This is a genomic window from Stenotrophomonas sp. SMYL11 (assembly GCF_036320005.1).
In the GTDB taxonomy this organism is placed as follows: Bacteria; Pseudomonadota; Gammaproteobacteria; order Xanthomonadales; family Xanthomonadaceae; genus Stenotrophomonas; species Stenotrophomonas maltophilia_A.
The window spans coordinates 115,691-137,444 of sequence record NZ_JAWIRS010000012.1 but is presented as its reverse complement, the minus strand read 5'-3'; the positions used below and the strand labels follow the sequence as shown (position 1 = coordinate 137,444).

At 67.1% G+C, this 21,754-nt stretch carries 16 protein-coding genes; 6 read left to right on the top strand and 10 right to left on the bottom strand.

Annotation, left to right across the window (positions count from 1 at the left end):
* Positions 1-190: 190 nt before the first annotated feature.
* Positions 191-1,210 carry a ribonucleotide-diphosphate reductase subunit beta gene (locus V3B46_RS16510; RefSeq protein ID WP_100474954.1) on the bottom strand — a complete coding sequence of 340 codons (1,020 nt, stop codon included), beginning with the start codon at positions 1,208-1,210 and terminating at the stop codon, positions 191-193.
* Between the two features lie 118 nt (positions 1,211-1,328).
* Positions 1,329-3,731 (bottom strand): ribonucleoside-diphosphate reductase subunit alpha, encoded by a 2,403-nt coding sequence (locus tag V3B46_RS16505; RefSeq protein ID WP_032128210.1) that lies wholly within the window; start codon positions 3,729-3,731, stop codon positions 1,329-1,331.
* Between the two features lie 553 nt (positions 3,732-4,284).
* On the opposite strand from V3B46_RS16505, the gene V3B46_RS16500 reads away from it, so the two are divergent.
* On the top strand, positions 4,285-5,091 hold the full coding sequence (locus tag V3B46_RS16500; RefSeq protein ID WP_329892364.1) for a DUF2884 family protein: 807 nt from the start codon (positions 4,285-4,287) through the stop codon (positions 5,089-5,091).
* A gap of 81 nt (positions 5,092-5,172) precedes the next feature.
* Here the strand turns inward: V3B46_RS16500 and zapE are convergent, their stop codons facing one another.
* Together zapE and V3B46_RS16490 are read right to left on the bottom strand one after the other, a co-directional pair.
* Positions 5,173-6,273: a cell division protein ZapE gene (gene zapE / locus V3B46_RS16495; RefSeq protein WP_059034176.1), complete on the bottom strand. Its 1,101-nt coding sequence runs from the start codon at positions 6,271-6,273 to the stop codon at positions 5,173-5,175.
* A complete protein-coding gene (locus tag V3B46_RS16490; RefSeq protein WP_329892363.1) occupies positions 6,270-6,941 on the bottom strand; it encodes an alpha/beta hydrolase in 672 nt (223 codons plus the stop codon). Before V3B46_RS16490 ends, zapE begins: the two co-directional genes overlap by 4 nt.
* A 43-nt stretch (positions 6,942-6,984) precedes the next feature.
* Between V3B46_RS16490 and V3B46_RS16485 the strand changes: the two genes are divergently transcribed.
* The gene (locus V3B46_RS16485; protein ID WP_329892362.1) at positions 6,985-7,842 is read left to right on the top strand and encodes an EamA family transporter; all 858 of its coding nucleotides are present in this window, start codon (positions 6,985-6,987) and stop codon (positions 7,840-7,842) included.
* 326 nt (positions 7,843-8,168) lie between these two features.
* On the opposite strand, the gene V3B46_RS16480 is transcribed toward V3B46_RS16485, so the two are convergent.
* The 3 genes from V3B46_RS16480 to V3B46_RS16470 all read right to left on the bottom strand — a co-directional run bounded on the left by V3B46_RS16480 (position 8,169) and on the right by V3B46_RS16470 (position 11,209).
* Positions 8,169-9,611: an ExeM/NucH family extracellular endonuclease gene (locus V3B46_RS16480; protein WP_329892361.1), complete on the bottom strand. Its 1,443-nt coding sequence runs from the start codon at positions 9,609-9,611 to the stop codon at positions 8,169-8,171.
* Between the two features lie 264 nt (positions 9,612-9,875).
* Positions 9,876-10,394: a c-type cytochrome gene (locus V3B46_RS16475; protein WP_005407662.1), complete on the bottom strand. Its 519-nt coding sequence runs from the start codon at positions 10,392-10,394 to the stop codon at positions 9,876-9,878.
* A gap of 197 nt (positions 10,395-10,591) precedes the next feature.
* The gene (locus V3B46_RS16470) at positions 10,592-11,209 is read right to left on the bottom strand and encodes a TetR/AcrR family transcriptional regulator (protein WP_014645572.1); all 618 of its coding nucleotides are present in this window, start codon (positions 11,207-11,209) and stop codon (positions 10,592-10,594) included.
* A 161-nt stretch (positions 11,210-11,370) separates the two neighbouring features.
* Between V3B46_RS16470 and V3B46_RS16465 the strand changes: the two genes are divergently transcribed.
* From V3B46_RS16465 to V3B46_RS16455, 3 genes are read left to right on the top strand one after another with little or no spacing between them, the layout of a single operon-like run.
* The gene (locus V3B46_RS16465) at positions 11,371-12,534 is read left to right on the top strand and encodes an isovaleryl-CoA dehydrogenase (protein ID WP_014645571.1); all 1,164 of its coding nucleotides are present in this window, start codon (positions 11,371-11,373) and stop codon (positions 12,532-12,534) included.
* A 10-nt stretch (positions 12,535-12,544) separates the two neighbouring features.
* Complete coding sequence (locus V3B46_RS16460) at positions 12,545-14,155, top strand: carboxyl transferase domain-containing protein (protein WP_049435470.1); 1,611 nt, start codon at positions 12,545-12,547, stop codon at positions 14,153-14,155.
* A gap of 26 nt (positions 14,156-14,181) precedes the next feature.
* Positions 14,182-16,164 carry an acetyl/propionyl/methylcrotonyl-CoA carboxylase subunit alpha gene (locus V3B46_RS16455; RefSeq protein ID WP_154261941.1) on the top strand — a complete coding sequence of 661 codons (1,983 nt, stop codon included), beginning with the start codon at positions 14,182-14,184 and terminating at the stop codon, positions 16,162-16,164.
* 19 nt (positions 16,165-16,183) lie between these two features.
* Here the strand turns inward: V3B46_RS16455 and V3B46_RS16450 are convergent, their stop codons facing one another.
* Positions 16,184-17,350, bottom strand: a complete 1,167-nt coding sequence (locus V3B46_RS16450; protein ID WP_154261940.1) for a putative peptide maturation dehydrogenase — start codon at positions 17,348-17,350, stop codon at positions 16,184-16,186.
* 138 nt (positions 17,351-17,488) lie between these two features.
* Between V3B46_RS16450 and V3B46_RS16445 the strand changes: the two genes are divergently transcribed.
* Complete coding sequence (locus tag V3B46_RS16445; RefSeq protein WP_154261939.1) at positions 17,489-17,785, top strand: NHLP-related RiPP peptide; 297 nt, start codon at positions 17,489-17,491, stop codon at positions 17,783-17,785.
* Between the two features lie 7 nt (positions 17,786-17,792).
* On the opposite strand, the gene V3B46_RS16440 is transcribed toward V3B46_RS16445, so the two are convergent.
* A complete protein-coding gene (locus V3B46_RS16440) occupies positions 17,793-20,285 on the bottom strand; it encodes a putative peptide modification system cyclase (RefSeq protein WP_154261937.1) in 2,493 nt (830 codons plus the stop codon).
* Positions 20,286-20,301: 16 nt separating this feature from the next.
* On the bottom strand, positions 20,302-21,342 hold the full coding sequence (locus V3B46_RS16435) for a GGDEF domain-containing protein (RefSeq protein WP_329892360.1): 1,041 nt from the start codon (positions 21,340-21,342) through the stop codon (positions 20,302-20,304).
* Between the last annotated feature and the right edge of the window lie 412 nt (positions 21,343-21,754).

Genomic DNA, 21,754 nt, shown 5'->3' with positions numbered 1-21,754 from the left:
GATTGTAGAGTCGAGCTTGCTCGACTGCTTTGCGCGAACGGCAGTCGAGCAAGCTCGACTCTACAAAGGCCAGCGTGCAGCATGACGGCCAGTAGCACTAGGCAGGCTCCGCCGGGCATGGCCCGGCGCTACCAACAAAAAACCCCGGCGTTGGCCGGGGTTTTTGTTGCGACAGAGCTGACTGGTTCGATCAGAAGTTCATGTCGAAGGCGACTTCGCCCTGCACGCCGACCTGGTAGGCCGAGACGCGGCGTTCGAAGAAGTTGGTCAGTTCCTGCACGTCCTGCAGTTCCATGAACGGCAGCGGGTTGCGCACGTTGTACTTCTTTTCCATGCCCAGCTTGGCGAAGTGCTGGTCGGCGCAGTGCTGCAGGTACTGGCGCATGTCGCGGGTGGAGATACCGGCCACGCCGCCGGACAGCACGTCCTCGGCGAACTGCACTTCGCATTCGATGGCTTCGGCCAGCATGTCGTAGACCTGCTGCTTCATCTCGTCGTCGAACAGGTCCGGTTCTTCCTCGCGGACAACACGCACCGACTCGAACGCGAACTCCATGTGCGCGCTCTCGTCGCGGAACACCCAGTTGGTGCCCGAAGCCAGGCCCGGCAGCAGGCCGCGCGAACGGAAGTAGTACACGTAGGCGAACGCAGCAAAGAAGAACAGGCCTTCGATGCACGCAGCGAAGCAGATCTGGTTGAGCAGGAACTGGCGGCGCTGTTCGCGGGTCTCGATGCGGGTCAGGTCCTGGATCGAGTCGATCCACTTGAAGCAGAAGTCGGCCTTCTTCTTGATCGAGTCGATGTTCTCCACCGCGGCGAAGGCTTTGACGCGCTCTTCCGGATCCGGCAGGTAGTTGTCCAGCAGGGTCAGGTAGAACTGCACGTGCAGCGCTTCTTCATACAGCTGGCGCGACAGGTACATGCGCGCTTCGGGCGCATTGAGGTGCTGGTACAGGTTCAGCACCAGGTTGTTGGACACGATCGAGTCGCCGGTGGCGAAGAACGCGACCAGGCGGTGGATCAGGTGGCGCTCACCCGGCGACATCTTGCTGTGCAGGTCGGTGATGTCGATCTGGAAGTTGATCTCTTCCACCGTCCAGGTGTTCTTGATCGCATTCCGGTACATGTCATAGAACTGCGGGTAGCGCATCGGGCGCAGGGTCAGTTCAAAACCGGGATCGAGCAGCATCTGCTTGGGCTTGTCGGCCATGGGTGTTTCCTTGAATTCCTGGGTGAGCCGCCGGGCATGGCCCGGCGCTACCGTGGGTGATGATCGTTGGCCGGGGTTGCCGGCCAGCGGCCGGCACTACCGCGCGGCGGTGCCGCTCTTATTGGCAGGCCTCGCAGGCTTCCGGGTTTTCCAGCGAGCAGGCGATGGCTTCGTCCGGGCTGAACACCTTGGCCGGGGCTGCGCTGCTCACCGTGGTCTTGGCGATCTTGGTGGCTGGGCGCGAACGCAGGTAGTAGGTGGTCTTGATGCCCTGCTTCCAGGCGTACATGTACATGGAGGACATCGCGCCGATGTTCGGGCTTTCCATGAACAGGTTGAGCGAGGCCGACTGGTCGATGAAGGCACCACGCTCGGCGGCCATGTCGATCAGCGAACGCATCGGCAGTTCCCACGCGGTGCGGTAGACCTCGCGCAGCGTTTCCGGAATCTGTGCAACGCCGGCGATGGAACCTTCGGCCAGCTTGATGGCATCGCGCATGTCGGCGGTCCACAGGCCCAGCTTCTTCAGCTCGTTCACCAGGTAGCGGTTGACCTGCAGGAAGTCACCGGACAGGGTCTCGCGCTTGAACAGGTTGGACACCTGCGGCTCGACGCACTCGTAGCAACCGGCGATCGAGGCGATGGTCGCGGTCGGCGCGATCGCGATCATCAGCGAGTTGCGCAGGCCGTGTTCCTTGATGCGTGCGCGTAGGGCATCCCAGCGTGCAGTGTCTTCCGGCACCACGTTCCAGGCGTCGAACTGCAGTTCACCACCGGCGGCACGGGTGTCGTTGAACGACGGGTGCTTGCCGCGTTCCTGGGCCAGCTCGCAGGAGGTTTCCAGCGCGTGGAAGTAGATCGCTTCGGCAATCTTCTTCGACAGGGCGCGGGCTTCGGCGCTGTCGAACGGCAGGCGCTTGCGGAAGAACACGTCCTGCAGGCCCATGCAGCCCAGGCCGACCGGACGCCAGCGCAGGTTGGCGCGGCGGGCGGTTTCGATCGGGTAGAAGTTCAGGTCGATGACGCGGTCGAGCTGGCGCACGGCCAGGCGCACGGTCTCGGCCAGCTTCTCGAAGTCGAACTCGTTGTGCTCGTCGAAGTGGTTGCCCAGGTTGATCGAACCCAGGTTGCACACCGCGGTTTCATCGTTGGAGGTGACTTCCAGGATTTCCGTGCACAGGTTGGACAGGTGGATCACGTTGCCCGGACGCAGGGTCTGGTTGCTGGCGCGGTTGCACTTGTCCTTGAAGGTCATCCAGCCGTTGCCGGTCTCGGCCAGCGTGCGCATCATGCGGGCGTACAGCTTGCGCGCGGAGATGGTGCGGTTGGCCTTGCCCTGGGCTTCGGCCTGCAGGTAGGCCTGCTCGAAGGCTTCGCCGAACAGGTCGGTGAACTCCGGCACGACGCGCGGATCGAACAGCGACCATTCCTGGTCGGCCTCGACGCGCTTCATGAACAGGTCCGGCACCCAGTTGGCCAGGTTCAGGTTGTGCGCACGGCGGGCTTCGTCACCGGTGTTGTCACGCAGCTCGAGGAAGTCCTCGACGTCGGCGTGCCAGGTTTCCAGGTAGACGCAGGCCGCGCCCTTGCGCTTGCCGCCCTGGTTCACCGCGGCCACGGACGAATCCATGGTCTTCAGCCACGGCACGATGCCGTTGGAGTGGCCGTTGGTCGACTTGATCAGCGAACCACGCGAACGCACGCGGGTGTAGCTGACGCCGATGCCGCCGGAGAACTTCGACAGCTGGGCGATATCGCCGTACTTGGAATAGATCGACTCCAGCGAATCCTGCGGCGAATCCAGCAGGAAGCACGAGGACAGCTGCTCGTGGGTGGTGCCGGAATTGAACAGGGTCGGGCTGGACGGCAGGTAGTCCAGGTTGCCCATGCGCTTGTACAGCGCCAGGGTCTCGGACACATCCTCGCTCAGCGCGCTGGCAATGCGCAGGAAGAACTGCTGCGGGGTCTCGATCACCTTGCGGGTGTGCGGATGGCGCAGCAGATAACGGTCGTACAGGGTACGCAGGCCGAAGTAATCGAAGTTCAGGTCCAGCGAGATGTCGATGGCATCGTTGAGCTTGCGCGCGTTGGTCTGCACGAAGTTCAGCAGGCGGTCGTTGATCAGGCCGACTTCATGGCCACGGCTGACCGACTGCGAGAAGGCGTAGATTTCCTGGCCCGAGACTTCCTTGGCGATGTAGTTGGCCAGCAGGCGCGCAGCCAGGCGGCCGTACTCGGGCTCTTCACCGATCAGCAGGGCGGCGGTGCGGATGGACAGTTCGTCCAGCTCGCGGGTGGTGGCGCCGTTGTACAGGCCGGAAATGGTGCGGGTGGCCACGCGCATCGGATCGACGGCGTGCAGGCCTTCGGAGGAACGCTGCACCGCGCGCACGATCTTGTTCAGGTCCACCAGTTCGGTCGTGCCATTGCGCTTGGTCACACTCATCGCGTTGGCCGTCGGCGGCGACGTCAACAGGAATTCGCTTTCCTTCTCGATGGTGGCGCTGGATTCGGTGGTCACGGCGTGTGTCCTCTTGGCGTGATTGGTGGGTGCTCGATGCATCGGGTGACGCAGCCCGGGACATGACAGCCCAGGATGGCAGGACGGCGTCGCAGGGGATGAGACCCTGCGCCTGCCACTGCCGTTGACGATCGCGGATGGGTACCCCGGGCACCCCCTGGAATTGGGGTTGCTGCGACCGACGGCCACAAGATAGTGGGGGTAATGGGGTCCGTCAACGCCAAATGTAGTGAAATTCGGCAATCCCTTGCGCCGCAAGGATCGTGCCATCGGCGCCCGGATCAGACGTTTCAGACCTGCCGGAACGGGCTGCGCAGTCAAGCCCGAAAGGCGTCATCGCGGTGGTACAACGCACCGCGAAAACGGAACAATGACAGCTTCACATGACAGTGATGAAACTGGCTAGGGACAACCCTGTGGATAGGTGGTGGGCAGCCGGTGGGAAAGCCGGTATGGCCGGATGAATCGCCACCGGGCAGTGACTTTCGGCGGGTGACGGCACTTTGCGGGCGCGGGATGCTGGGGCCCTGCACTGACGGAAAGGATTCCTACCATGCGCCTGCCCCTGCCCGCCCTGGCCTTGCTGGCCTGCCTGGCCACCGCCCCGGTGCTGGCCGGCGACGCCCCGAAGCTGCGCTCGGACCAGTGCGGCATGCGCACCGACTACGACGTGCTGGTGGACAGCGGCGGCATCTGGCTGCGGCATGGCCCGCAGGCGCCGCACGAGGTGGTGTTCCACGATGGCGTGCTGAGCCTGGACGACACGGTCGTGCCGGTCAGCGAGGCCGACGCCGCCCGCCTGCGGCAGATGGAGGCCGGGGCGCGGCAGCTGATGCGGGCGGCCACGGCGCTGGCCCATGAAGTGAGCGGACTGAGCTTCGACGTGCTCGACGGGGTCTATGAGAGCCTCACCGGCACCGCCAACAGCCGCAAGGTCCGGCGCCTGCGCCGGCAGGCCGATGACTGGATCGGCGGCACGCTGGGCAAGGGTTACTGGGAACAGGCGGTGTTCGGGCCGGGCTTCGAGGCCAAGGTGCAGGACATGGCCGAGTCGCTGTCCGCGTCCATCGCCCGCAGCATGTTGTGGCAGATGGTCACCGGCCGCAGCGATGCGATGGAGGAACGCGCCGACCGCCTGGACGCGCAGATGGAAAAGCAGCTGGAAGGCCGCGTCGAGCGCATCGAGGCCCGCGCGCAGGCGCTGTGCCCGCTGGTGGCCGCCGTGGCCGAGGCCCACGATGCGCTGGAAGTTCGGTACCAGGGGCAACCGCTGCGATTGATCGAACGTGGCGACACTCTGCAGGCGGCGGCCAGCGTGCGCGAGCAGCCGCAGGGCGATGCGGTGGCGCCGAGCCGATAGCCGGGGGTCCGATGCCGGCCAGCGGCCGGCACTACCGGATCATCGCTGGCCGGCAACGCATCCATCCGCGACGCACCGCGCTTACGCCCGGTGCGGGGTGCCCAGGTATTCGGCGCTCTGCATCTCGATCAGGCGCGAGGCGGTGCGCTCGAACGCGCCCTGCAGGCGCTGGCCGGTATACAGCTCGATCGGCGAAGTGCTGGCGGTGCAGACCAGGTTGACGTGGCGGTCGTACAGTTCATCGATCAGGTTGACGAAGCGGCGCGCGGCATCTTCGTTCAAACGGTCAAAGGCGGGGATTCCGCCCAGCAGCACCGTGTTGAACTCGTGTGCGATCTCGATGTAGTCCGACGGCCCGCGCGGGCCTTCGCACAACGCGGCGAAATCGAACCAGGCGATGCTCTTGCCACGGCCGCGGACCGGGATCTTGCGGCCCTCTATCTCGATGTTGCCGGGCTTGGCCGGCTGGCCGCCACTCAGTTCGTTCCAGCGCGTGGCCAGCCACTCATCACTGTCCGCGGCCAACGGTGCGCGGTACACCGGCGAGCGGGTCAGCGCCCGCATGCGGTAGTCCTCGGTACCTTCGGCGTACAGCTCCACGCAGAAGCGCTGCAGCAGGCCGATGGCCGGCAGGAAGCTCTCGCGCTGCAGGCCGTTGAGGTACAGGTTCTCCACCGCGGTGTTGGATGTGGTGACCAGGGTCACGCCTTCGGCGAACAGGCGCTCCAGCAGCCGCGCCAGCAGCATCGCATCGCCGATGTCGGTGACGAAGAACTCGTCCAGCACCAGCACCCGCAGGTTGCTGCGCCATTCCTGGGCAATCTTCGCCAGCGGATCGCTCTGCCCCTGGTGCTCGCGCAGGCGCTCGTGCACGCTGCGCATGAAGCGGTGGAAGTGGGTGCGGTACTTCTGCTTTATCGGCAGCCCGTCGTAGAACAGGTCGACCAGGAAGGTCTTGCCGCGGCCGACACCGCCCCAGAAATACAGGCCCTTCACCGGCTCGGGCTTCTTCCAGAACGAGGACAGGCGGTCCAGCCAACCGTCCTCGGCACTGTCCAGCAGGCCCAGGTGGATGCGGTCCAGTTCGGCCAGCGCCGCGTGCTGGGCCGGGTCGTTCTGCCAGTCGCCACGGGCAACCCCTTCCGCGTACCGCTGCGACGGGGTCAACTCGGTTGCACTCATGCCGCCGCGCCCAGCCAGTGCTTGACGCCGTGGGTCAGCGCCCCGCGCAGATCGATCAGCTTGCGGTGGAAGAAGTGGCTGGTCTCTGGCATGCGCACCAGCTCATGCGGGACGTCCAGCGTGTCCAGCCACTGGTAGACGGCCTGCGGGTCGACGATCTCGTCCTGCTCGCCCTGGATCACCAGCCAGCGGGCCGGCGGCGCGATGCCATCGAAGTCCCAGCGACCGGCCGGCGGCGCGATCGAGATCAGCGCTTCCGGCTGCAGCGCGGCAGCAGCCTTCAGCGACACGAACGCGCCGAAGCTGAAACCGGCCAGCCACAGGCGGTCGTCCGGACGCTGGCTGCGCACCCAGGCGGCGACGGCCTTCAGGTCGTCCTGCTCGCCCACGCCGCCATCGAAGGTGCCGGCCGAACCGCCGACGCTGCGGAAGTTGAAGCGCACCGTGGTGACGCCCAGCTCGCGCAGGGTGGTAGCGGTCATGGTGACCACCTTGTTGTGCAGGGTGCCGCCCTCGGTGGACAGCGGATGGCAGACGATGGCCACGACCGGTTGCGCCGGCACATCGGCCTTGGGCAGGTCGACAACCACTTCCAGCGGACCGGCCGGGCCGTCCAGTTCAAGGCAGGCAGTTTCGCCGGGGGCGACGGGGAACGAGGGCTTGTGCATGGCACCATGATACCGTCCCCCGCCCCTGCCCTGTGCCCGCCCCATGCTTTACCTGTCCCTGGCCGTGATCTGCAGCGTGCTGGTCTCGGTGTTGTTGAAGGTGGCCGCGCGCCGCCAGCTGGATGTTGCGCAGATGGTCACCTGGAACTATCTGGTGGCGGCAATGCTCACCGCCGTGGTGCTGCAGCCGCCGCTGGATGCGCTGCGCGCACCACACGCGCCATGGCTGTCACTGCTGGCGCTGGCGGTGGTGCTGCCGTCGATCTTCCTGGTGCTGGGCCGCGCGGTGGCGGTGGCCGGCATCGTCCGCAGCGACGTGGCGCAGCGGCTGTCGCTGCTGCTGTCATTGGCCGCCGCGTTCCTGTTCTTCGGCCAGACCGCCACGCCGTGGAAGCTGGCCGGTCTGGGCCTGGGCCTGCTGGCGATGGTGGCGATCAGCCTGCGCCCGCGCGGGCCGGCGGTGGCGTCCTCACCCGGCGGCTGGGGCTGGCTGCTGGGCGTATGGGCCGGATTCGCGGTGGTGGATGTGCTGCTCAAGCAGGTGGCGCTGTCCGGTACGCCCTCGATGGCAGCGGTGCTGGCCAGCTTCAGCGTGGCCTTCATACTGATGCTGGCACTGCAGCTGTGGCGGCACGCCAGTGGCCGCAGCCGGTTGGCTTGGCGCAACCTCGGTGCGGGTGCGCTGCTGGGCCTGCTCAACGGCGGCAACATTCTCTTCTATGTACATGCGCACCAAGCGATGCCGGACAGCCCGGCCACCGTGTTCGCCGGCATGAACATCGGCGTGGTGGTGCTGGGCGCGCTGGTGGGCGTGTTCGCGTTCGGCGAGGCCACCACCCGGTGGAACCGCGCCGGGCTGGCGCTGGCGGTGCTGGCGATCGGGTTGATCGCCTGGGGGTGAGCGTTGGTTGCGGCGGGCCATTTCCGCGCCCGCGGTGGGATGTCACTTTTCTTTTCGCGCGAAAAGAAAAGTAACCAAAAGAAACGCGCCGCCAGCCGCGAGCCGGTGCTGTGCACCGGTACCCTGCGCTTCTCGGTGAACCGGGGGAAGGCGCGCAGAAGTCAGCCGACTAACAGTCGGCTCTACAGGACATCGGCGCCTCTTCGCCCCTGATTCACCTGCGATGCTCGGCTCGCTTGAAGGCGGACTGAAAGGTCAAAAGCAACAGCAGGGTCAGTGCCGCCCCATGTACGCGCCCACACCCAAGCGGATGCCCAACCGCCGGGTTATTTATCGAAGCCCAGCAGCAGCGGGTCGTGGTCGGAGCTGCGCCACGGGCCCTGCACGTTGCGGCCCTGGTAGCCGCTGGCGTCCTGTTCGTCGGCGTTGCTGTGCCATTCGGCGGCGCCGGCCAGGCGCTTGGCCATGCCCGGGCTCAGCAGCGCATGGTCGAGGCGGCCGGTATAGCCGTTGTAGACGTAGCTGTAGGGATGCTCGACCTGGGCGACCTTGAATGCGTCCTGCCAGCCCAGGTCATGCAGCGTGCGGATCGGCTCTTCCATCGCGTAGGCGTTGAAATCGCCCAGCAGCACCACGTCCTTCACCTTCAAGCGGCCAGCTTCGGCCTGCACCCACTGGTTCAACTGCTTTGCCGATTCCACCCGGGTGGCATTCCAGCAGCCCTGGCCGTCGTTCTGGTCGGTATCGGCACCGCTGGCATCACGGCAGCCCTTGGACTTGAAATGGTTGGCGACCACCATGAACGGTGCGCCCTTGCCCTGGAAGGCCTGCGCCAGCGGTGCGCGGCTGTGTTCGGCGAACGGACCGTCGGTTCTGGTCAACGGCTTGCCCAGTGGCTTGAACGCGCTCCTGCGATAGATGATGCCAACCCGGATCGGGTTGCTGCCCGGCCCCTCGCCGGCATCGACGAAGGCCCACTGCTTGTCGGCAGCAAGACCGGCGTTGAGGGCACTGACCAGTTCGGCGATGGCCGACTGCGGGCCATAGCCATCGTTTTCCAGTTCCATCAACGCGGCGATGTCGGCACCGAGCGCGTTGACGGTGGCCACCAGCTTGCCGACCTGCGCCTTGTGCTCTTCCGGCGTTCGCGCGCCGCGCAGGGTCGGGAAGCCACCGCCCTGGCCATCGCCATTGAAGAAGTTCTCCAGGTTGAACGCAGCGATATGCAGGCTGCCCGGCACCGTCGGCACTGCCGGACGCTTCAGATCGGGCAACTTGAGTGCGCCCTCGACCTGCAGGCGCGGACGGCCCTGTGCATCCACGTGCACGACACCTTCCACATTGCGCAGCTGCATGCCGGTGCGCAGCACCGGGTTGGCCGGCAGGTAGGCCACGCTGGCCGGGTCGCGGGCATCGCTGCCGTCGTCCAGCAGCAGGCGGCGGCGCTGGTTGTCGGCCATCACCTGCTCATAGCCGGCAGTACCTGGCGCGGCCACTTCGGTCGGCTGCCAGAGGCGGCCATCGAAGGCCACGGTGAGCTGGCCGAAGCGCTCCAGGCCATCGGTACCGGCCAGGGTGAGCGGCGCGGCGATGCGCACGCGCTGGCCATCCAGCGCGCGCCAGTCAGCCGGCGCGGCGGTCAGCACCACGGTGGCGCTGCTGCGTGCGGCGGAAGGCGACGCGACCGGTGCGGCCTGCGGCTGGGCCTGGGCGAAGGCGCCGGCCGGCAGCAGCAGGGACAGGGCAAGGGCGAGGGAGCGGCGGCGCATCGACGGGCGATTCCTTGGAAGAGGGCGCACAGACTAACCCTGAAATGCGAAACCCCAGCGACGCGCGCGGTTTTGGCCTTGGCCGGCAAAGCCGCCGGCGGTGGACGGAGAGCGACCGGGGCGATTGGGGCGACCGGCGGGTAGAGTCGACTGTTAGTCGACTGCTCTTCCCGACACCGCCGAAAAGCCCGCGCTGCGCGCGATAGTCGACTAACAGTCGACTCTACCCCCATCAGGCCGTTCGACGGTTCGCCCGATCGCCGGCTACTTCAGGTTGCCCAGCATCCAGTCCACGGTGGCGTGGATCTGTTCTTCGGTCAGCGCCGGGTTGCCGCCCTTGGGCGGCATGATGCCGCCATCCGGGCCGGTATAGCCCTCGATGGCGTGCTTGTAGAGGGTGTCCTTGCCCTGTGCGATGCGCTTGTCCCAGTGCGAATGGTCCAGCGTCGGCGCCATGCCCACGCCGGTGGTGTGGCAGGCGGTGCACAGGTTGTCGAAGATGACCTTGCCGTCCTTGGTGCCGCCGTAGGCCACCTGCGAGGCGGCCTTGGCCAGCGCGGCGGCCTTGGCCGCGGCCTGCGCGGCGGCACCGGTGCTGCCGGCATAGACCGCGCCGGTGGGCGAAATACGCTGCTCGGTGCGCTTGGCCGCGGTCGGCGACACCTCGGGTGGAATCCGGGTGTGGATGTAAGCGGCAAGGAGGATGAGGCCGAGGGTGATGGTCGCCAGCAGCGCGATCACCATGGAGAAGCGTTTCAGGAACTCCAGATCGTAATTCCGCACTCTTCGTTACCCCTGGCTGATAGTCGTTGGACCACGGCTGAGCGACTGCGTGATGGACCGAGTATAGAACGCGCTTTGCGTGCGACAACAGGCGTCACTGCTGGTGCGGCGCAACATGCCCACCCGGTAGTGCCGGCCGCTGCCCGGCATCGCCGTCCCGCCGGATGGATCGTGCAGTAGCCGGCCAGCGGCCGGCTCTACCGAATTACCGGTGCGCCGATCGCGCGCAGGCAGAAGCTGCAGATTGCATCCACCAGTGCGTCTTCGTCGCGGTGTGCTTCGCGGCTGGGCGCGGTCGGGCCGACCATCGCCTCGGTGAAGGCGCCGACCAGGCAGGCGGCGGCCACATGCGCGTCCTGCGCCGGCAGCTCACCAGCGGCCACGCCCTCCTCCACCAGCCGCAGGAACACGTCGCCGAAGGCACGACGACCACGCATGCGCTCGGCTTCCACGTCCGGGTCGACCGGTTCGACGATGAAGGCATGCGCCAGCCCCGGCCCGGCCAGGGCGCGGCGGACGAAGGCGGTGATCGCCAGCCGCAGGCGCTCGCTGGCCACCTCCGGGCCGCTGGCGATGCGCTCCATGATCGCCACTTCATGGGCCACAGCGGCATTGAGCACCTCCACGAACAGCTCGGCCTTGGACGGGAAGTGGCGATAGATCAGGCCGGTGGACACCCCAGCCTGGGTCGCCACCGCGGTCACCGGTGCGTTGCGCCAGCCGCCGGTGGCGACCAGCTCGCGGGTAGCCAGCAGGATCCGTTCACGGGCCCCGGCCAAGCGTTCTTCCATCAGTGCAGAGCGTTTGTAGGCCATGTTTTGATTCTAGTTTCAATTTTTGAATTTGTATTCACTTCTTACCCGAACCCCGTTACGCTGGGGTCCAATCGCCCGTGCGGGCAGCGGTCCTGCAGACCGCCGCCCGCTCCCCCGCCGGGTGCGTCCATTTCCTGCCATCCCGCCGTGGAGCCACCACAATGCACGTGCCATCCCTGAACTTCGACCTTGGCGAAGACATCGACCTGCTGCGCCAGAGCGTGGCCCATTTTGCCGCCGCCGAGGTCGCACCGCTGGCCGCCGAGGCCGATGCCAGCAACCAGTTCCCGCTGGCCCTTTGGCCGAAGCTGGGCGAACAGGGCCTGCTCGGCCTCACCGTGGAAGAAGAATACGGCGGCACCGGCATGGGTTACCTGGCCCACGTGGTGGCGATGGAAGAAATCTCGCGTGCCTCCGGCGGCATCGGCCTGTCCTATGGCGCGCACTCCAACCTGTGCGTGAACCAGCTGCGCAAGAACGGCAACGAAGAACAGAAGCAGCGCTTCCTGCCCGGCCTGTGCAACGGCAGCCTGGTCGGCGCGCTGGCGATGAGCGAACCGGGTGCCGGTTCGGATGTGGTGTCGATGAAGCTGCGCGCCGACAAGCGCGGCGACCGCTACGTGCTCAACGGCAACAAGATGTGGATCACCAACGGCCCGGACGCCGACGTGCTGGTGGTCTACGCCAAGACCGACATGGAGGCCGGCGCCAAGGGCATCACCGCGTTCCTGGTCGAGAAGGGCATGAAGGGCTTCTCCACCGCACAGAAGCTGGACAAGCTGGGCATGCGCTCCTCGCCCACCTGCGAGCTGGTGTTCCAGGACTGCGAGATTCCCGAAGAGAACGTGCTGGGCCAGGTCGGCGGTGGCGTGCGCGTGTTGATGTCCGGCCTGGATTACGAGCGCGTGGTCCTTTCTGGTGGCCCGCTGGGGCTGATGGCGGCGGCGATGGACGTGGTGATGCCGTATGTGCACGAGCGCCACCAGTTCGGCGAACCGATCGGCAGCTTCCAGCTGATCCAGGCCAAGATCGCCGACATGTATGTCGGCCTCGGCGCCTGCCGCGCGTATGTGTATGCCGTGGCACGCGCCTGCGACCAGGGCCGCACCACCCGCCAGGATGCCGCCGGTGCGATCCTGTATGCCGCCGAGAAGGCGACCTGGCTGACTGGCCAGGCGATCCAGATCCTCGGTGGCAACGGCTACATCAACGAGTACCCGACCGGCCGCTTGTGGCGCGACGCCAAGCTGTATGAAATCGGCGCCGGCACCTCGGAGATCCGCCGCATGCTGATCGGCCGCGAACTGTTCCAGCGCACCCTGTAAGGCCACCGCGATGACCGTCCTGAACAGCCAGCTGCAACCGGGCAGCGAAACGTTTGAAAGCAACCGCGCGGCCATGCAGGCCGTGGTCGATGACCTGCATGCCACCCTCGCCCGCACCGCGCTGGGCGGCAGCGAGGCCGCACGTGCCAAGCACACCGCACGCGGCAAGCTGCTGGTGCGCGACCGCATCGACGCCCTGCTCGACCCCGGCAGCGCCTTCCTGGAAATCGCGCCGCTGGCCGCGCATGGCATGTATGAAGACGCCGTGCCCGCCGCCGGCGTGGTGGCCGGCATCGGCCGGGTCAGTGGCGTGGAATGCGTGATCGTGGCCAACGACGCCACGGTCAAGGGCGGCACCTACTACCCGATGACAGTGAAGAAGCACCTGCGCGCGCAGGAGATCGCCGAGCAGAACCATCTGCCGTGCATCTACCTGGTCGATTCTGGTGGCGCGTTCCTGCCGCTGCAGGACGAAGTCTTCCCGGACCGCGATCATTTCGGCCGCATCTTCTACAACCAGGCCAACCTGTCGGCGCAGGGCATTCCGCAGATCGCCTGCGTGATGGGCAGCTGTACCGCCGGTGGCGCCTATGTGCCGGCGATGAGCGACGAGACCGTGATCGTGCGCGAACAGGGCACGATCTTCCTGGGCGGCCCGCCGCTGGTGAAGGCAGCCACCGGTGAAGTAGTGACCGCCGAGGAACTGGGCGGCGCCGACGTGCACACGCGCATTTCCGGCGTGGCCGACCACATGGCCGACAATGACCTGCAGGCACTGGCACGGGTGCGCGCGATCATCGCCCAGCTCAACTGGCGCAAGCCGGAACCGGCGATGGCGGTGCAGGCGCCAGAGGAACCGCTGCTACCGGCGCATGAGCTGTATGGCGTGATTCCCGCCGACACGCGCAAGCCCTACGACGTGCGCGAAGTGATCGCGCGGCTGGTGGATGGCTCGCGCTTCGATGAGTTCAAGCCACGCTACGGCGCCACCCTGGTGACCGGCTTCGCGCATCTGAACGGCTATCCGATCGGCATCATCGCCAACAACGGCATCCTGTTCTCCGAGTCGGCACTGAAGGGCGCGCACTTCATCGAGCTGTGCACCCAGCGCAACATCCCGCTGGTGTTCCTGCAGAACATCACCGGCTTCATGGTGGGCCGCAAGTACGAACAGGGCGGCATCGCCAAGGACGGGGCCAAGCTGGTGATGGCGGTGGCCTGCGCCAAGGTGCCCAAGTTCACCGTGGTCATCGGTGGCTCGTTCGGTGCTGGCAACTACGGCATGTGCGGCCGCGCGTACTCGCCGAACTTCCTGTGGATGTGGCCGAACGCGCGCATCGGCGTGATGGGCGGCGAACAGGCCGCCAGCGTGCTGGCCACAGTCAAGCGCGATGGTATCGAAGCCAAGGGTGGCCAGTGGCCGGCAGCGGAAGAAGATGCGTTCAAGGCGCCGATCCGCGAGCAGTTCGAGCAGCAGGGCCATCCGTACTACGCCAGCGCGCGCCTGTGGGACGACGGTGTGATCGATCCGGCCGACACCCGCCGGGTGCTGGCCCTGGCGCTGTCGGCCAGCCTCAACGCCGCCCCGCAGCAGACGCGCTTCGGCGTGTTCCGCATGTAACCCGTGTCATGACCGAGTCTGTTGCCATGTTCACCAAAGTCCTGATCGCCAACCGTGGCGAAATCGCCTGTCGCGTCATCGCCACCTGCCGCCGCCTCGGCATCGCCACCGTGGCGGTGTATTCCGATGCCGACCGCAACGCGCGCCACGTGCGCCTGGCCGACGAAGCCATCCACATCGGCCCGGCCGCCGCGCGTGAGAGTTACCTGCGCGGCGACGCCCTGCTCGACGCCGCACGCCTGACCGGCGCGCAGGCGATCCACCCCGGTTACGGCTTCCTGTCCGAGAATGCCGACTTCGCCGATGCCTGCGCGGCGGCCGGCATCACCTTCATCGGCCCGCCGGCCAGCGCCATCCGCGCGATGGGTGACAAGAGCGCGGCCAAGGCGCTGATGGCCAAGGCCGGTGTACCGCTGACGCCTGGCTACCACGGTGACCAGCAGGCGCCGGACTTCCTGCGCGCACAGGCCGACGGCATCGGCTACCCGGTGCTGATCAAGGCCAGCGCCGGCGGCGGGGGCAAGGGCATGCGCAAGGTCGAGCGCAGCGAGGACTTCGTCGATGCGCTGGCCAGCTGCCAGCGCGAGGCGGCATCTGCGTTCGGCAACGACCACGTGCTGGTCGAGAAATACGTCGAGCGCCCGCGCCACATCGAGATCCAGGTCTTCGGCGACAGCCACGGTGAGGCGGTGCACCTGTTCGAGCGCGACTGCTCGGTGCAGCGCCGCCACCAGAAGGTGCTGGAAGAAGCACCTGCGCCGGGCATGAGTGCCGAGCGTCGTGCGGCGATGGGCAAGGCCGCGGTCGATGCCGCGCGCGCGGTGGGCTACGTCGGTGCCGGCACGGTGGAATTCATTGCCGGCCCGGACGGCGATTTCTACTTCATGGAAATGAACACCCGGCTGCAGGTCGAGCACCCGGTGACCGAGTACATCACCGGCACCGACCTGGTGGAGTGGCAGCTGCGCGTGGCCTCGGGCGAGCCGCTGCCGCTGCGCCAGGAACAGCTGGCGATCCACGGCCACGCCATCGAAGCGCGCCTGTATGCCGAAGATGCCGACCGGGGCTTCCTGCCCTCCACCGGCACCCTGCGCCGCCTGCGCCTGCCGGCGCCGTCGGCCCATGTGCGCGTGGATACCGGCGTGGAGGAAGGCGACAGCATCACCCCGTACTACGATCCGATGATTGCCAAGCTGATCGTCTGGGACGTGGACCGCGATGCCGCCCTGCGCCGCATGAGCCAGGCGCTGGCGGACTGCCAGGTGGTGGGCGTGACCACCAATGCCGGCTTCCTGCGCCGGCTGGTGAACACCGATTCGTTCGCGCACGCCAAGCTGGACACCGCGCTGATCGAACGCGAACAGGCGGCATTGAGTGCAGTGGGCGACACAGATGATGCCCTGTGGCAGCTGGCTGCGGTGGCTGCGGTTGCAAGCACGGGCGGCGCCAGCACCGACGCGCGAGATCCGCATTCGCCGTGGCAGGCCCAGGACGGCTGGCGCCTTGGCGCATCGGCACCGCGCGTGCTGCCGCTGCAGCAGGGCGAACGCAAGCACACGCTGAAGGTGTGGATGCAGGCCGATGGCTGGCGCGTGCAGTGCGATGACGCCGCGCCGGTGCAGGTGCTTGGCACGGCCGATGCGCAGCATCTGACCGTGCAGCTGGGCGAGCGCCGCTGGTCACCGCAGCTGCTGCGCGAAGGCGACCAGCTGTATCTGTTCGGCGCCGATGGCCAGCACCGCTTCACCCTGCACGATCCGGTGGGCGAATCGGACCACGCCGTGGCCGATGCCGGCAGCCTGCTGGCGCCGATGCCGGGCAAGATCGTCGCGACACTGGTCGCGGCCGGCACCGAGGTCAAGCGCGGCACGCCGCTGGTGGTGCTGGAAGCGATGAAGATGGAGCACACCCTGCAGGCACCGGCAGACGGCAAGGTGAAGGGTTACCGCGCCAAGGCCGGCGACCAGGTGGGTGATGGTGCGGTGCTGGTGGACTTCGAAGCGGCGTGAACGCCGGGGCGACGGCCGCTCAACGGCCGTCGCCCGCCGTCACCCGACCAGCGGGATCGAATTCGGCGGTGTCCAGCGTGGCACTGCGCCAGCCCAGGCCGCAGATGGCCATCGCGCTCTGGCCGATGCCGTCGAACCCGAAGGCACGATCGACATCGGCATCGTTGATGGCTGCGGTGACGAACGCCGCCAGGCCGCGCTCGGTGGCGCACAGGTACAGCAGCTGCGAGATGTGGCCGACATCCAGTGTCACCGCACGGTGCGCCTTGGCGTGGTTGCGGTACTTCCAGAAACAGCGGTCATAGCGCGGCGCCAGCACCAGCAACGCCGGCGCATCGGCGAACCACTCCTGCCCGGACAGCATCCGCCGCGCCAGCGCAGCCAGTGCCTGCGGCGGTGGCGAAGGCAACGGCAGAACGGCATGCTGTACCGGGTGGTAGTGGTACAGGCCCGGTACCAGCCCGTCTACGTTCTGCACCAGCAGGAAGCCCTCGGTGGGATGCAGGCCGCCACCGGAAGGCACGTTCTTCTTCAGGAACTCGGTATCGCGCTCGACCTTCTGCACGGCGTGGGCCATCAGCGTGCGCTGCAGCACCTGGGCCAGCAACGGCAGCGGCAGCGCGCGCTGCGGATCGAAATTGCGGCAGGTGGTGCGGCGCGCCAGCAGTGCATCGAACGCGGCCTCTTCGCTGCGCGGCAGCGGCTGGTAGTCGCCCTGCATGGGCTGCACCACCGGCGGTGGCGGCCCCAGGCGCTGGCGCAGCCCGGCAGCGGTGTCCAATCCCTGCCGACGCATGTCCTCCACGCTGTCCACGGCCTGCCATCGCGCGTGGCGATGGGCGAGCGCGGCCAACGGCCACCACTGGCTGCGCCGTAGCGCCTCGTCGCGCAACTGGTGCCCCACCTCGCTCGGCGGGTCGGTCAGCAGCAGGCCCTGCTCGACCAGGCGGGCCAGCATGGCCGGGGAGGCATCGGCGGGCGGTTCGCTCCAGCGGTGCGCGCTGAGCTCGCCCAGCAGCTGGCGCTCCTCGGCGTCCACAGGCAGCGGCTGGTCCAGATGGGCGGCCAGCGCCACCCAGCTGATCTGGCTGTCCATCTCGGCATGGCCGGCCAGCATCGCGCGCAGGTCCAGGGTGACCGCCTCGCGGGGCTCGAACATCAGGCTGGCGCAGCGGCGCAGTCGCATGGGTTTCCTTCCTTCTGCCGCACAACCGGCATAGCAGCAACGACCGCAGCGCGGCCAACTTTAGCGACGTGCAGCGCGCGGCCCTCAATGGCAGGCTGTCGCGGCCGATACGAGAAACTCCACCTACGGACGATCCCCATGAGCACCCATCCCCGCCTTTCCGCCGCAGACGCCAGCACCCTGCTGGACCACCTGATCGGCAACGACGAATTCCGCAGCCACTTCACCGCGTCGCCGGCCCAGGCGCTGGCCTCGATCGGCCTGGACGCTGCCGTCGGCGAAAACGACTGCATGAAGATCGACACCCTGGCCTCGGTCGAGGAGCTTGGCCAGGTGCGTGACGCGCTGCAGGACCACCTGTCCGGGTCGGTGGCGGCCATGACCGTGGTGTTCTGCTTCGAAGCCGGCAAGGTCGGCGAGCGGATCGACGGCTGATCCGCCATCAGGGTGCGCCGGCCGTAGCTGGCGTTGCCCACGTGGAGACGTCATACACGTTCAGCGGTTGCCACACCTGCAGGGCCGTGACCTCGGCAATGGCCTGGCCGCGATGCTGGGCCAGCCACGCCTGCTGGCGGCGCGCGGCGGCTTCATCGCCCTGTGCGCGCAGCGCGAGCAGCAGCACCACGTGTGCCTGCACGGGCTCGCTCCCATCCAGCATCGGCTCGATCAGGGAGCGTGCAGCATCGGGTCGCTGCATCTGCAGCTCATCCATGGCGCTGACGATGCGCAGCCAGCGGTCTGCGACCGGGCTGCGCAGGCTGCGCAGCAGGGGGCGCTGATCGTCCAGCCAGCGCTTGGCCAGCTCGAACTGGCCCTGGCGCTGTGCCAGGTGGACCAGCGCCAGCCACTGCAAGCCCCTGGCATTCAGCATGGGATCATCGCGCTGCTGCAGCATCGGCTGCAGCAGCGCTGCGATGGCCTGCAGTTCGGCGCGGCCAGCGCTCGAGCACAATGCCGCCACGCTGGCATGCTGCAGGCGTTGCTGCACCTGAAGGTCGACCAGCGCCGGCGCCGGTGCATCTTCGCGTATCGCCTGCTGCATCGCCGGGCAATCGCGCTGCGCGGCCGCCAGCAGCAGCTGTGCACGCAGCTTCATCCGCTGCTGCAGGGCGTCGCTGGCATGGATCTGCGGCAACAGCTCCGCTGCCTTGGCGTACTGTCCCTGCGCCACCAGCACATCCACGCCGGTCTCATCGGCGTCATCCCGGCCGCGCAGGACCTGTGCCTGCGCAAGTGTTTCCGCGGCAAGCTGCGGCTGGTTGGCAGCGATCTGTATCCGCACCAGATGGACCAGCGGATACAGCCGCAAGGGGTCCTGTGGAACTGCGGCCGCTCGCGCATAGGGCTCGGCCTCGCTGAACTGGTTGGCCTGCAGCAGGTACCAGGACGTGTTGGACAGCCCCGCGAACGAATCCGGATAGACCTTGGCCAGCGTGCGCCATTGCTCCAGCGCCCAGCCGCCTGGTTCCAGCTCGGCCATCCAGGCCTTCAGGTACAGGCGCTCGCGTGGTGGCAGGCGATCCTGCAGGTCCAGCGCATGCTGCATGGCTTCGCGTGCACGCCGCCCTTCCTCGACCCGCGCATGCAGTTTGGCCACGCCCATGTAGGCCAAGGCAAAACCAGGATCGATATCGATCGCAGCCTGGTAGAGGTTGCGTGCTTCCTCGAAGCGACGCTGGCCCAGTGCACTCTCGGCCAACGCGAATGCTCGCAGTGCACGCAAGTCCTGGGTCGATGCCCGCGGCAATGGCAGCGACTGTTCCAGGCTTGCCACCGACTCGCCCAGCCCGCGCCGCAGGCGCCCGACCACGTCGTCCACCGCGAACACCATCTGGTCGGATCGATCCGCGGTGGCGGTGAACGTCTGGATCACCTGGCCGCTGCCCGGCGCAGCGACATCGATGGCCAGCTCGTAGCCGCCGATCTTCTGCCGCACGGTCGGCAACAGCACGGCGCGGGCGCCTTCCCTTACCGCCACGTCGACGGCGGTATCGCGGCTCAACCGGGTATCGCCCGAGAGCCGCGCCATTTCCAGGCTTTCGCGGATCTTGCCCTCCGACAGCACGTTCACGTAGCGCGACTGCTCCAGGGCGATCCGGATCGCGTGCCGCATCGAGTCATCGAAGATCGGATCGCCGGTGAGGTTGTCGACATCGCCGAGCACCACCCAGTCACGTTCGGCGAACGCAATCGCCGGTTCCGGCCGCAGCAGCAGCCAGCCGCCCAGCACGGCCACCGCCAGCACCAGGCCTTCGGCAGCCAGCACCAGCGGCTGCCGCCACAGCGGCAGGTCGCGGCGCGCCTTGGCATTGGCGCGTGGCATGCGCAGCGGCGCGGAGCCGATCTCGCCTACTTCGATCACTTCCTGCACCACCGGCACGCCTTTGAAGCGCCAGCGTCCGTGCGACTTCCACAGCAGGCGCGTACCGCGCTCGCCCAATGCATCGGTGGCGCGGCGGGTCAGTGATTCGGCGACGGCCGACAACAGGATCTGGCCAGGCCGTGCCAGCATCATCAGGCGCGCCGCCATCGGCTTGGCCAGCCCTTCCACTTCCATCGACTTGGCGCCGGCGCGCACCGCTTCGGGACTGTTGTCCCAAGTCAGTACGTCACCCACATGCAGGCCGGCACGCGCGCGCAGTTCAATCGAACGCTGCTGGCCCAGCGTCTGCAGTTCGCACTGGTAGTCCAGGGCGAATCCGAGCGCATCAATCGGGCGCTCGAACAGCATGAACAATCCGTCGGAGCGGTCGATCAGCTGGCCGTGCCAGCGCTGCTGCAGCGCCAGCACCAAGCGGTCGTGTTCCTGGAACAGCTCGGCGGCAGCAACATCGCCGATGCGTTCGACCAGCAGCAGCGAATCACACAGATCGGTGAACAGCAGCGCACGCAGTTGCTGGTTGTGCGGCGTCGACGTTCCGTTGTCGCCATTCATCGCCGGTCTCTCCCGATCAAGGTATGTCCGCTGCATCCGCCCAGCGCAGGCAGTTGCCGCCATCGCGCTTGGCCTGGTACAGCGCGCGGTCGGCGTTGGCGTACCACTCGCTCCAGCCTGCCTCCGGCGCCAGCAGGCTGGCACCGATGCTGACCAGGCTGACGTGCGGCGTGCCATGACTGCGTTCGAGCAGGCCATGCACCGCGCTGAGGATGAACTCGGCCGCGTGCTGTACGATCTCATGGTTGCCACGGCGCAGGATCAGGCAGAACTCATCGCCGCCGAGGCGGCAGGCCAGGTCCTGCTCACCAGCCATCGAGCGCAGGATGTTGCCCATGCTCTGCAGTACACGGTCGCCGGCCTGGTGGCCGTGGCGATCATTGATCTGCTTGAAGCGGTCGCAGTCGATCAGCAGCAGTGCCTGCGGCAACCCTTCACGATCGGCGCGGCATTCCTGCAGGTACAGGGTGAGGCCACGACGGTTGTGCAGCCCGGTCAGTTCATCGGTACGCACCAGTTCACGGGTGTGGGTCAACTGGTGGGTGGTGATGTACAGGTTGTCCAGCGCGGTTTCCAGATCGTGGTTGCGCCGGCGCAGCTGGCTGATCAGCGCCTGCTCGTTGGTCAGCACACGCATGATCGTACGGCGCAGGAAGTAGGCGACCAGGCCGGGATCGGATTCCACCAGGCGATGGAAGTCGGCCGGGCCCAGCTCCAGTACTTCACAGTCGGCCAGCGCGCGTGCACTGGCGCTGCGCAGGTGATCGCCGACCAGCAGGCCAAGCTCACCGAAGAACTCATGCTGGCCGAGCGTCTTGATCACCAGGTCCTCGCCGAAGTCCAGTTCGATCTGGCCTTGGAGGATCACATACATCCGTTCGCCGCGATGGCCACGCTGGAACAACCATTGTCCGGCACGAAGCTTGCATGGACGGGCCAATCTGGCGAACAATGCAACCTCGGCAGCGGAAAGCAGCGCGTGCACGATCTCGGCCATCGCCACCCGGGCGATACCTGACGTCACATCACTGTTCTCGGCCGCACCCCTGCCGGTCATTCCCTGCACCCGCCGCCAGCGTCCCCTGGTGAGCCGCGGAGCATAGCACCGCTTTAAAGTGTGCGCCCTATCTCATTTTGACCCGTCTGCCGATCTTGATTGATGTGAAGATCGGTGGTGGCCCGTTCTGGTCACGGGTGTCCGGGCAAAACCCCTGCTGGATCAATCCGATGCCGGGTTTCACAGGCTTTCGGCCAAGTTGCCGGCACGCGGGGTGCGCCTGATTGACGCTGGCTGCATTCGCAGCGGTTCCATCGATACAACAACGCCGGCAGGTCCCCCGACCGGCCGGCGTTGTCTGGCCCTTCCCTGGCCACCCTGATCGCCAGGAGTCCCGGTAGTGCCGGCCGCTGGCCGGCAACCACCTGGACTCCGGGAACATCGACAGCGTGCCGGCCAGCGGCCGGCACTA